This is a genomic window from Anaerococcus octavius (genome assembly GCF_900445265.1).
Taxonomy (GTDB): domain Bacteria; phylum Bacillota; class Clostridia; order Tissierellales; family Peptoniphilaceae; genus Anaerococcus; species Anaerococcus octavius.
Genome location: NZ_UFTA01000002.1, coordinates 1547084 through 1560225, shown reverse-complemented (window position 1 = coordinate 1560225; position 13142 = coordinate 1547084). Strand labels below are relative to the sequence as shown.

9 protein-coding genes and 1 other annotated feature are annotated in these 13142 nt (G+C 30.7%); of the genes, 8 read left to right on the top strand and 1 reads right to left on the bottom strand.

Going from position 1 to position 13142, the window contains the following annotated elements; translation table 11 throughout:
* Positions 1-2: 2 nt before the first annotated feature.
* Positions 3-1109, top strand: coding sequence for an ABC transporter ATP-binding protein (locus DY249_RS07600; protein ID WP_115595740.1), 1107 nt, complete (start codon positions 3-5; stop codon positions 1107-1109).
* Between the two features lie 48 nt (positions 1110-1157).
* On the opposite strand, the gene DY249_RS07595 is transcribed toward DY249_RS07600, so the two are convergent.
* Positions 1158-2816: an FAD-dependent oxidoreductase gene (locus tag DY249_RS07595; RefSeq protein WP_115595739.1), complete on the bottom strand. Its 1659-nt coding sequence runs from the start codon at positions 2814-2816 to the stop codon at positions 1158-1160.
* A 430-nt stretch (positions 2817-3246) separates the two neighbouring features.
* Between DY249_RS07595 and DY249_RS07590 the strand changes: the two genes are divergently transcribed.
* From DY249_RS07590 to thrS, 7 genes are all read left to right on the top strand, one after another.
* A complete protein-coding gene (locus tag DY249_RS07590) occupies positions 3247-4992 on the top strand; it encodes an ABC transporter ATP-binding protein (RefSeq protein ID WP_115595738.1) in 1746 nt (581 codons plus the stop codon).
* Entirely contained in the window at positions 4992-6713 is a 1722-nt protein-coding gene (locus tag DY249_RS07585) for an ABC transporter ATP-binding protein (protein ID WP_115595737.1), read from the top strand. The genes DY249_RS07590 and DY249_RS07585 overlap by 1 nt, the downstream gene beginning before the upstream one ends.
* 15 nt (positions 6714-6728) lie before the next feature.
* Complete coding sequence (locus tag DY249_RS07580) at positions 6729-7310, top strand: MptD family putative ECF transporter S component (RefSeq protein WP_115595736.1); 582 nt, start codon at positions 6729-6731, stop codon at positions 7308-7310.
* The gene (locus DY249_RS07575) at positions 7311-8012 is read left to right on the top strand and encodes an energy-coupling factor transporter transmembrane component T (RefSeq protein ID WP_115595735.1); all 702 of its coding nucleotides are present in this window, start codon (positions 7311-7313) and stop codon (positions 8010-8012) included.
* The gene (locus DY249_RS07570) at positions 7999-9405 is read left to right on the top strand and encodes an ATP-binding cassette domain-containing protein (protein ID WP_115595734.1); all 1407 of its coding nucleotides are present in this window, start codon (positions 7999-8001) and stop codon (positions 9403-9405) included. The genes DY249_RS07575 and DY249_RS07570 overlap by 14 nt, the downstream gene beginning before the upstream one ends.
* Positions 9395-10321, top strand: coding sequence for a helix-turn-helix domain-containing protein (locus DY249_RS07565; RefSeq protein WP_115595733.1), 927 nt, complete (start codon positions 9395-9397; stop codon positions 10319-10321). Before DY249_RS07570 ends, DY249_RS07565 begins: the two co-directional genes overlap by 11 nt.
* A 537-nt stretch (positions 10322-10858) precedes the next feature.
* Positions 10859-11045: a binding site (T-box leader), on the top strand.
* 47 nt (positions 11046-11092) lie between these two features.
* Positions 11093-13015, top strand: coding sequence for a threonine--tRNA ligase (thrS, locus tag DY249_RS07560; RefSeq protein ID WP_115595732.1), 1923 nt, complete (start codon positions 11093-11095; stop codon positions 13013-13015).
* The last annotated feature ends 127 nt before the right edge of the window (positions 13016-13142 follow it).

Below are 13142 nucleotides of genomic sequence, written 5' to 3'. Positions count from 1 at the left end.
AAATGACAAAAATTAATGAAAATAAAGAAATTATTAGAGAAACTGACCACTTATCAGTAGTAAAAGTTAATGAAGAAGAAATATCTGAAAATTCTAAAGATGATCTACTAAAGGTAAAGAGTACTAATAAAAATATTTATGATAAGGATCCAATAATAAAAGTAAATTCTATTTCAAAGTTTTTTAAAGTTGACAAGGGACTTTTGCATGCTGTAGATGATTTAAGTTTTAATATATATCCAGGAGAAACTTTTGGATTAGTAGGAGAATCTGGATGTGGAAAGTCTACTGCAGGTAGGACTATCCTTAGACTCTATGAGCCAACAGGAGGAGAAGTTAACTTTAACGGTGTAGATATCTATAAGCTTAAAAACCGCCAAATGAAAGATATTCGCCAAAAAATGCAAATGATCTTTCAAGACCCTTACGCTTCCCTAGACCCTCGTATGACAGTAGAAGATATCATAGCTGAACCCCTTGAAATTTATAACATAGGAACTAAGAGTGAAAGAAAAGAAAAAGTTATTAGCCTATTAAAGCTAGTAGGACTTAGTAGCGAACATGCTCAAAGATTCCCTCATGAATTTTCAGGTGGCCAAAGACAAAGAATTGGTATTGCAAGAGCCCTAGCCCTTGATCCAGACTTTATAGTCTGTGACGAGCCAATATCAGCCCTAGATGTTTCTATCCAAGCTCAGGTTGTAAACTTACTAAAAGATTTACAAAATGAACTAGGACTTACACTTTTATTTATAGCCCATGACTTATCAATGGTAAGGTATATTTCTGATAGGGTAGGAGTAATGTATCTAGGACGCATGATGGAATTATCAGAGTCTGATGAACTTTACGAAAATCCCCTACACCCATATACCAAAGCCTTATTATCAGCAATTCCTATAGCTGATCCTGAAGTTCAAAGGAGCAAGGAAACTATAAAGCTAGAAGGAGATGTACCAAGCCCTATAAATATAGGTGGCGGATGCAGATTTGTAGATAGGTGCCCTTATGCAAAAGATAAGTGTAGGCAAGAAGATGTAGCCCTAGAAGAAGTAAAACCAGGGCATTTTGTAGCCTGCCTTAGAGTTAGAGAAATAAATAATATATAAATTTATCCCTACAAAAGTATGTTATAAACTTTTGTAGGGATATTTTTATTAACAAAGCATGTTTAATTTAAAGTAATCATCATATTTTCTAAAATAAAGTAAGCCACCATCTAACATATAAATATTATTGTAGGCAAAATTATTTAGCATTTTTATCATATTTGAGCTAGTAACCCCAGTTTCATCGTAAAATAGGATCTTCTTATCTTTAGGAAGTTTTTCGTATTCATCTCGTAATTTTTTGCCTTCAAAAAGTTTTGCTCCCTTTATGTGGCATTCTTCAAAGGCACTTTTATTTCTTATATCGATTATTTCATAATCATCCTTAGTAGTACAAAAATCAGAAAATTTTACGTGTGGCAAGCGACCTTTGCAAATATTTATAGATTGGTTAGCTATGACATTATTTATATCTTCAGTTGTAGAATAATAAGGCTGGTAGCCTAATTCTAGGTCGTGCAAATCAGTAATTGTTCCACCCATTTTTATAAGAGTACCAATGACATCGATTCTTTTATCAACAATCCCCTTGCCCACTGCTTGGGCACCATAAATTTTGCCAGTTTCCTTTTCAAAAAGTAATTTCATATAAACCATTTCTGAACTTGGCATAATCCCTACCTTATCAGAATGGGAGATAAGGGTTACATCATAGTTATAACCTAGTTTTTGCAGAGTTTTTTCATTTAACCCAGTCATACCAATATTTAAATCAAAGGATTTGATTAAAAATGTTCCTATATATTTTAAGGGTTCTTCATCTTTGCCTAATAGGTGACCTGCTAAAAATTTGGCTTGTCTATGGGCTGGCCAAGCTAATTTTAGGTTTTGCTTTTCATTTGTAATAAAGTTTGTAATATCAATAGCATCACCTATGGCATAAATACTTGGATCGGTAGTCTGATAATTTTCATCAGTTACTATTGATCCCTTGTCGGTAATTTCTAGCCCTGCATCGACAGCAAGTTTGTTATTGGCAGCCATGCCTAGGGCAAGGATTACCATATCGGCCTTTACTTTTTTACCGGAGGCAAAGACAACTTCATTATCTCTGATTTCTACTAGTTCTTTTTCATGAATGATGTTTACATTATTTTCTTTTATATTTTCTTCTATAAAAGGTGCTAGTTCATCATCTATCATCCCTAAAATCTTACTTCTGACAAACATAGATACATTTGTATCTTCTAGCTCATTTAGGGCGTGAGCGGCTTCAATAGCGATAAATCCACCACCAGCTACTAAAATATTTTTGGCATCATTTTCTTCATAATAGTTTCTGATATTTTCTACATCCATAACATTACGGATAGTAAAAACATGGTCCTTATCAGTGCCTTTTATAGATTGTGGGATATTTGGATGGGCACCTGGAGCTAAAACTAGGTAGTCGTAAGTTTCGTTAAACTCCTTATCACACCTCTTGTCTAAAACTGTGACATATTTTTCTTCGCGATTAATACTTATAACTTCATGATAATTGTAAGCATCGATATTATAGCCTTTTTTAAATTTTTCACTATCCCTGTGGACTAAAAGGCTGCTATCTTTTATTTCGTATGATAAATAATAAGGCAGCTCACAATTACCAAAACTCATATCCCTATCTTTTTCAAACATTACTATTTCAACATCTTCATCTAAGCGGCGTAGAGATGTTGCAAAAGTTGCACCGCCAGCTACCGCTCCTACAATTACTACTTTCATATGCACATCCTTCATTTTTCATTAGAAACTTTTTAGATATTTACCCAAATGTTGCAAACTTAATTTTTATTAGAGTCTAATATTTTTAATATAATTAATGCTACAACCATAAATTTTGATGGATATTTCATTTCTTAAATTTGTACTAATACTATTTCTTTAATTATCAAGTATTATAAATTTTCATTTATGATAGCTGCTAAACCCAAGCTTTTGCTAATTTTTATAGTCTATTGAGGTAAATCTGTCTTATATTAATATTTTTTAAGAACTAAAATCTCAATAATAATTTATATAAGTTATAAAATTTCATAAAAAAAACGAAGATTTTTGAATATAATACGATTTTTGGCAAGTGTAAAAGAATATTTTTGATATACTATATATTGATAACGATTATCAGTATATATTATTTATAAGGAGGTATATTTTGAAAATATATAAAAAATTATTTTCTTATATTCCAGACAAAAAAATTAATGGCGTTTTATCAGTTATTTTTACAGCTTTGGGGTGCTTAATCCAGTTTTATGCTTATTATTTGATTTGGCAAATAATTGAAAGTGTTTTTACAAAAGGAAATTTTTTAGATGTAAAATCTAGTGCATCTTTTGTATTAAATTTGTTTATAGTACAAGCTATATTATACATTGTAGGCACTTGGATGAGTCATTTAGCAGCTTTTAGTTTAGAGACGAGGCTTAGAGAAAAAGGAATTAAGAATTTAGTGAATGCTTCAAATACTTTTTTTGATACTCATCAGTCGGGAGAAGTTAGAAAAATTATAGACAACAATGTCGAGCAAACTCATATGAGTGTGGCTCATTTAATACCTGACCATACAGCGGCAATTATTACACCAATACTATTACTAATCTTGGTTTTTAATATAGATCTTTATCTAGGCATATTTTTTGTGATAATTGTGTTAATATCTATGTTTTTACTTTACAAAATGTCTGGTGAAAAAGATTTTACTATAGCTTATATGAAAAAATCTGATGAACTTAATGGACAGGCTGTTGAGTATGTCAGAGGATTGCCAGTTGTAAAGATTTTTAATGCTCCACTCATAGGCTTTAAAAAGCTATATAGGACTATTAACGACTATAGAGATATGGTTTATGAATATTCTATGTCTTGTAGGTTGCCTTTTGTAAGCTTTCAGTGGGTATTAAACATATTTATCATCACGCCTATATTTATTGCCATTTACATGGTAAAAAATGGAGCAGATCCTTATCTTTGGTCTGCCAAAATTTTGTTTTTCACATTGTTTATGGGTTTATTTTTCTCGGATTTGATGAAGATAATGTATGTAGGTTTGTACAATGTAGAGGCCAATACAGCAGTTGACAATCTTGAGAGTTTATTTGACGAGATGAAAGATAATGCGATTACTTATGGTAATGATGAATTTATAGAAAATTATTCTATAGAATTTAAAAATGTAAGTTTTTCTTATGACAAAAAGACTAAGGTTATAGACAATTTATCTTTTAAATTAGACCAGGGTAAAGTTTATGCCCTAGTAGGACCATCTGGAGGTGGCAAATCAACTATTGCAAAACTTATTTCTTCTTTATATCCTATAGATTCTGGAGAAATTTTAATTGGCAATAAGAATATTTATTCTTATAGAAGAGAAACTTTAATGGATAATATTGGCATGGTTTACCAAAATCCAAAACTATTTCAAGGAATTTCAATTTTTGAAAATGTAAAACTTGCCAAAAAAGATGCATCTGACAAGGAAGTTTATGAGGCTTTAAGACTTTCTAAGTGTGATCAATTCATAGATAAGTTTGAAGATGGATATGATTCTATAATTGGAGCAAGCGGGGTCAATTTATCTGGTGGAGAGATACAAAGAGTGTCTATAGCAAGGATATTTCTAAAAGACCCTAAGGTCATTATTTTAGATGAAGCATCAGCTGCAGCAGATCCAGAAAATGAATATGAACTTCAACAAGCTTTCAAAAGTCTAATGGAAGGCAAAACAGTTATTATGATTGCTCATAGACTGTCATCTATTCGTGGAGTTGATGAGATATTAGTAGTTGAAGACGGAAATATAATTGAGCGTGGAAGCCACGATTATTTGATGGAAAAGGAGGCTAGGTACAAACAATTTGTAGATTTGTATGATGAAGCCAACCAATGGAGGATAAGCTAATGAAAGATTATTTAAAAAATAGATTTGCCCTAACAGATGAGGGTGCAAAGGGAACGTCGATAGCTATTTTTTATTCCACCCTTAAAAACCTATCTTTTATGTTGCCTATATTTTTGCTAATGTATACAATCCAGGGTTTGTTGGGTCTTGGGGACTTTTCTCTTAAAGCTACTATAATATCCTATATTATTATAGCTTTTATAATGGTCTTGGTACTTGATAAGGATTATAAGACAACCTATAACGAGACATATAAAGAAAGTGCAAATTTAAGGGTTAGTCTTGCTGAAAAATTAAAAGATTTGCCCCTATCATTTTATGCTAGCCACGATCTTACAGATTTATCCCAAACTATAATGAAGGATGTAGAAACTATAGAACACTGTCTAAGTCATTCTATCCCAGGTTTTTATGGTTTTATAATTAGTTTTTGCATCGTTTCAATTTTGTTATTAATAGGAAATGTTAGACTAGCCTTGGCTATAATTATTCCAATTTTAGCAAGTATATTATTGACATTTTTATCTAAAAACAAGCAAAAAAAAGCTACAGGTAAATATTACAAAGATCAAAGAGAATCTGCTAGGATATTTCAAGAGCTTATAGACTCATCTACAGAAATCAAAGCTTATAATTTAAGCGAAAGCAAAGAAAAACAAGCAATTCACTTTGTTAATAAGCTTGAAAAAAACCACGTTGCTACTGAAATTTCTCAAGTTATACCAGTAACACTTTCACAAATAGTGGCAAAATTTGCCTTAGGTTTTGTCATGTATTTTGGCTTAAAAGAACTTAATGAAGGAAATATAAATATTTTATACTTTTCCGGCTACTTATTTGCTGCGGCAAGGCTAATAGATGGAGTAGATCAATTTACAACATTCTATGGAGAATTTATGTATATAGATTCACCAGTTGAGAAAATCAAAGCTATTGAATTGGCAAATATGCAAAAGGGTCACAGAAGTGATTTGAAATCTTTTGATATCTCTTGTGAAAATCTCGAATTTTCTTACAAAGATGGCAAGAAAGTAATAGATAATGTTTCCTTTAAAAGTAACCAGGATAAAGTAAGTGCCTTAGTAGGACCATCTGGTTGTGGGAAAACGACATTACTTCGACTTTTATCAAGACTTTATGATTATGATAAAGGCAAGATAACTATAGATGGCAAAGAAATTAATGCCATAGATACTAAGGATTTATTTAGCCATATATCCATGGTATTTCAGGATGTAATATTATTTAATGGAAGTGTTATGGATAATATAAGGCTTGGAGATTTATCCGCAAGTGACGATGAAGTTTTGAAAGCTGCAAGGCTTGCCAATTGCGACGAGTTTGTAAACAAACTTCCAATGGGATATAAAACTCTAATTGGAGAAAATGGGTCAAACTTATCTGGAGGAGAGAGACAGAGAATTTCAATAGCTAGGGCATTTTTAAAAAATGCAGAAATAATTTTATTAGACGAAATAGCAGCTTCTTTAGATGTAGAAAATGAAAAGTATATCCAAGAGTCTTTAAATGAACTAACAAAAAATAAGACAGTAGTGCTTATATCTCACAGAATGAAGTCAATTCAAAATGTAGATCAAATTATAGTTATGAATGAGGGGAAAATCGAAGCTTTAGGAACTCATGAATATCTTTTGGACAATAGTAAAACTTACGCAAAAATGATAGAAAGCTCAAGGCTTTCTGAGGAGTTTGTATACTGATGGAGGTTTTTATAAGTGAATAAATTTAATGTACGAGATTTAGTAAATGCAGGAGTATTTTCTCTTTTAGTCGTTATGGCAGTATGGGTTGCTGGCATGATAGGTTTTATACCTGTGCTCATGCCTCTTGTCCCTTTTGCTTGTTGTTTGTTATCAGGACCTATTTTTATGCTCTATTCAACTAAAATAGATAAATTTGGTATGATTTTGATAATGGGCATTATTTTTGGCTTGGTATTTTCTTTAAGTGGTCATGGCTCTCTTGCTTTTCCACTCATTGTTCTTATTGCTTTAGTTTCAGAATTTATAATGAAAAAAGGTAATTACAAAAGCATAAAATATGCAAGGTTAACTTATATGTTTTTTTCATTATTTTCTGCTGCTAATCTATTACCTTTATATATAGCTAGAGATTCTTATAAAGAGAATTTGATAAGCCAAGGTTATAAAGCAGACTTTGTAGAAAAGTTAATGTCAGTAATGCCTACTTGGTCATTTGTTCCAATTGTTGCTCTTGGTGTATTAGGTGCTTATTTAGGTTGTACGCTAGGAATAAAAATACTTAAAAAACACTTTATAAAAGCAGGAATGGCATAGATGAAGCTTGATTTTAGAACAAAACTACTTTTAACTATAGTAGTAGGAGTTGTTGTAATTGAAGGGAGCCTAGTACATAACTATTATTATTTAGGAATGTTCTTGTGCTTCTTACCTTATATTTTTGCCTTGGTAGATAAAAGATGGTCAATGCTTATAAAGGGAGTAGTAGTAAATACTCTCGCCATTGTAGGAAATAAATACTTATTAATACTTCCTCAAAATATACGGACTATGATATTAAACTTGTATTGTGGAATTACTATGAGCGTTCTACCAGGCTTTATGATGGGTTATTATACAATCAGCACTACTACTATGAGTGATCTAGTCTATGCTCTAAAAAAAATAAAGTTTCCTGATTATATAATAATACCTATTTCAGTTATGTTTAGATTTTTTTATTCCATAAAAGAGGACTATCAAAAAATAAATGAGGCTATCTATATGCATGGATTGACGGCTAAAAATTTCTTTAAAGATCCAGCTAGGATTTTGGAATATAAATTTGTTCCCTTGCTAATGATAACCTCACAAACAGCTGATAATGTATCAATATCTGCAATGACAAGAGGGATGAAAGTAGGATGTGAACGTTCTAGCATTTCAAATACTAGACTTAAATTTTTTGATTATGTCTTTTTAGTATTTTCCTTGCTTTTAATAATTTTATTTATAAGGGGAAAGTATGCTAGAATTTAAAGATTTTGGATTAGACTATGAAGATGTTGACAAAAAAAGTTATAAGATATTAGAAAATGTCAATATAAATTTTGAAAAAGGCTCTGTGAATGTAATAACTGGGGAATCCGGCTCTGGTAAGTCATCGATTATTAAAGCTATCAATGGAATAATTCCTGAGATTGATAAGGCAAAATTGAGTGGGAAAATTGAATTAGATGGTAAGAATCTAGTAGATATGACCATAGCAGATAGAAGTAAGTTTATATCTACGGTATTTCAAAATCCTAAAAATCAATTTTATGCAGTAAATTCTCTTGATGAGATAGCTTTTGCTTTGGAAAATAAAAATATAGAAAGAGATGAAATATTTCAAACTATTGATAGATATAGCAATATATTAGGTACAGAAAAACTTCTTGATAAGGACTTATTAAAATTATCAGGTGGACAGAAACAATTAGTGGCAATTACTTCTGTAGCAGTTTTAGATAATGATATATATGTATTTGATGAACCCTCAGCCTCTCTTGATAAAAAAGCAATTGAAAAGCTAGCAAATGTTATTAAAATCTTAAAATATATGGGTAAGATTATAATTATCGCTGAGCATAGACTTTATTATTTAAAAAATATACTAGATAAGCTTTGTATAATTAAAGAAAATAATCTTATAGAATATGATAAAGAAGAAGTAAATAATGATTTGATAAAGACTTATAATCTAAGAAGATTAGATGAAATAGGGATTAATGAAATAAAAAATGAAAAATGGACTAGAAAGTCTTTAGATGATAAGTCATATGATCATAATCATGCATTAAAATGTATTAATTTTTATTGCAAATATAAAAATAGTAAGCGAGTTTTATTTGACTTTAATATTTCTTTTGATCCTGGGATATATTTTATAATTGGTAAAAACGGCATAGGAAAAACATCCTTTATTAGGAATTTGTGTAAGCTAAATAAGAGGCAAAAGTCTTTAGTTTACTATAAAGGTCAGAAAATTAAGTCAAGTGGAGATTATATATCCCTTGTAATGCAAGATGTAAACTATCAGCTTTTTACAGAGAGCGTATATAAAGAGATTTCAATAGTTACAGAGGATGAGAAAATAAAAGATGAAAGTCTTTCTAAACTTGGCTTAATAGATAAGAAAAATATGCATCCTCAAAGCTTATCTGGCGGACAAAAACAAAGGCTTGCCTTAGCTTTAGCCTATGCAAGCCCAAAGAAAATTGTTATCTTAGATGAACCTACATCTGGTCTTTGTATGACAAATATGAAAAAGACAATTGAAATTATTAGAGATATGAAAAATATGGGCAAGATCGTAATAATTGTAACCCATGACTATGAATTTATAAAGATGGTCAATGAGAATGTAGTGGAGTTTTTAAATGGCAGTTAAGGGTATTGAAAGTTGGGGATTTAAACTTTATCCTTCAAAAGATAAAGATATTTTTGATTATGAATCTATAGAATCTCCAAAGAATAAAATGAGATCTTACTTAGTATTTCCAGGAGTTTATGTAATATATATAGACTTTAAAGAAAAATATAGTGTGGAAAATTCTATTAAAAGTGGGAACTATGGCTTTAGAATCGCCTACTCTTATGAAGGCAATTATTTTACTTATATAAATAACAACAAGGTTTTAATTAATAGGCAACTTTTTATAGGAAAGTATATCCCTAAAGCTCGTGAGTCTTATACGGATAGAGAAAAGACTACAGCTTTTAATATAGTCATTAATCCTGATCAGTTTGATATGAGTAAAGACTATTACAAAATTTTACAAGTATTTGTTAATAAGTTCAAAAATATAAGTGATGTAGGTTGCATTTTATCGGATAAGAACTTAATAGATGTTGCAAATCAGCTTATTTTATATCTTAGAGAAGAAGATAAAAATTTAATTGCAATAAAAACTTTAGAGTTGATTTGTTTAATATCCTACAGGAAAATTAGCGATAATAGAAATAGATACTATAAAAAACAAGGAGAAAGTCAGATACTTGAAATCGAAAGCTATATTAGAAAAAATTTAGCTAATGATATTAATTTGGATTTGTTAGTAGAAAAGTTTAAAATATCAAAGTCTAGCTTAAACAATAAGTTTATAAGTGAATTTCAATATACACCTATGAGATATTTAAATACAATTAGAATGATGAAAGCTCAAGAATTGCTTATAAATACAAATAAAGAAATAGGTCAGATAGCAGAAGAATTAGGATTTGCTGAACAATCAAATTTCGCTAGAAATTTCAAAATTTATTCAGGCTTGTGTCCTAGCAAATATAGAAAAGTTTATAAAAAATAAGTAGCAATGCTTTTACTAGCTATGGGCTTAAATGCTCTAAGTACAATGGCAAATTAATTTGCATCAGTTAATGATAAAAACTCAGCAGTAACTGATAAAGAAGTAAATAATAAAAATAAAGAATTAATAAAAGTAAGTGAACAAGTGGAAAAAATAACAAGAAGAAGTAGAAGAGTCAGAATCTGTACTAGATAAGGCTAATACTTCAAAAAAAGAAGCTAATCAAAAAGTAAAAGAACTTGAAAAAAATAGATGAATTAGAAAAAAATCCAATAATATATATTTCCCAAAAATTGTATTTTACTCGTAAAATTAAAAAAATATTTTAAAATTTTAAAAAATATAAAATAGAGTCAAGTAGTTAAGATTTTTATGAGCTAATGTAGAATAGTATGATTTAAAAGTTGAAAGTTCTTTTATTATAGATTAGCTTTCTTGTAAATATTTGCCGATTATGATTTAAAATAAAGAAATTTAATTGGACCATATCAATAAGGAATTTGCAAACTCTTATTTTTAGGGTAAACTATTTATAGAATATTAACTAAGATAGGGATAGTAGTAATTACAAATACTTACAGAGAAAGATGGTAGCTGAGAAGTCTTAGTCTAGTAATTTATGAAAACCACCCTTGAGTTTTTTAAGAAATTAAAACGTCAGTCGCGTTAAGACTTTAATGAGCACAAATTTTAGGTGGAACCACGGATATAACCCGTCCTTTTATCGGTAACGATAAGGGCGGTTTTTTTGTGGAATAAAAAGGAGAGATTATGATAAAAATTACATTACCAGATAATTCGGTAAAAGAATATGAAGCTGGAGTAAGTGTTGGCCAAGTTACAAAAGATATATCTGAAGGACTATATAGACAAGCCCTTGGTGCAGTTGTAAATGGTGTAACACGTGGCTATATGGAACCAATCAATGAAGATAGTGACTTTAGAGTAGTAAAATTTGATGATCCAGAAGGAAAAGAAATATTCTGGCATACATCAAGCCACGTAATGGCTGCAGCGATAGAGGCTTTATGGCCAGATACAAAATTTGCCATAGGACCTGCAATAGCTGATGGTTTTTATTATGATATGGAACTAGACCACAGATTTGTTCCAGAAGACTTTGAAAAAATTGAGAAAAAAATGCTAGAAATAGCTAAAGCTGACCACAAAATGGAAAGAATCGAAATTTCCCGCACAGAAGCTTTAAAAATGTTTGAAGAAATGGGTCAAGATTACAAAATCGAACTAATCAATGACCTACCAGAAGATGAGTTAATCACTCTTTATAAAATGGGAGATGTCTTTGTTGACCTATGCCGTGGTCCGCACTTAGAATCTACAAAAAAAATCAAGGCAGTAAAACTAAAAACTATAGCAGGTGCCTACTGGAGAGGTGACTCTGATAGACAAATGCTTCAAAGAATCTATGGAATTTCTTTTGAAAAAGCAAAACAATTAGAAGAATGGGAAGAATTACAAAAAGAAATCGAACGTCGTGATCATAGAAAGATTGGACGTGAAATGGATTTATTTAGTTTCCATGAAGAAGGACCAGGATTTCCATTCTTCCATCCAAATGGAATGATTCTTATGAACGAACTTCTTGATTGGTGGAGAGGTGTTTTAGATGAACGTGGATACGGAGAAATAAAAACTCCACTTATCATGAATGAAGAATTATGGCATAGATCAGGTCACTGGGACCACTACAAAGAAAATATGTATTTTACAAAAATAGATGAGGAAGATTATGCTATAAAACCAATGAACTGCCCAGGATCAGTTTTAACATACGCATCAAACCAACATTCTTATAGAGACCTACCAATTAGGCTTGCAGAATTTGGTCAAGTACACAGACACGAACTATCAGGTACACTTCACGGCTTATTTAGAGTAAGAACATTTACTCAAGATGATGCACATGTATATTGCTTACCTAGCCAAATCAAAGACGAAGTTTACAAAATGATAGACCTAGCTGACCTACTTTACTCAACATTTGGATTTAAATATTCATTAGAATTATCAACAAGACCAGATGACTATATGGGAGAACTCGCAGATTGGGATTTTGCAGAAGAACAACTTAAAGCCGCCCTCGAAGAACGCGGTATAGATTATGAGTTAAACCCAGGTGATGGAGCATTTTATGGTCCAAAAATTGATTTCCACCTTTTAGATGCAGCAAAAAGAGAGTGGCAATGTGGAACTATCCAATTAGATTTCCAATTACCACAAAACTTTGATTTGACATATGTTGATGAAAATGGTGAAAAACAAAGACCAGTTATGCTTCATAGAGCTTTATTAGGATCTGTAGAAAGATTTATAGGTGTACTTACAGAACACTTTGCAGGTAGATTCCCACTATGGTTAAACCCTGAACAAGTAGTAATTATTCCTGTTTCTGATAAATTCCTAGATACAGCAGAAGATCTTAGAAAAGAAATAAAAGAAGCTGGATTTAGAGTAAGCATAGATGAACGTAGCGAAGGTGTTGGATATAAAATCAGACAAGCTCAATTAATGCGTGCAAATTATATGTTAGTAGTTGGAGAAAAAGAAGAAGAATCAAAATTACTAACAGTAAGAAATAGAGATGGAGAAGAAACTCCAGAAGTATCAGTTGAAAGCTTTATAGAAAAATTAAGTGAAGAAAGAGATAATAAGTCAGTAGATTCTATTTTTTAAAAAGAAATTTATGAAAAAAGTCTAGGAAAACATTCCTAGGCTTTTTTACTTTAGCAGGTCACTATTGACAGAATTTAGCCATTCGGGTTTATTATATAAGCTTAAATATAATTTATAATTATTTTTT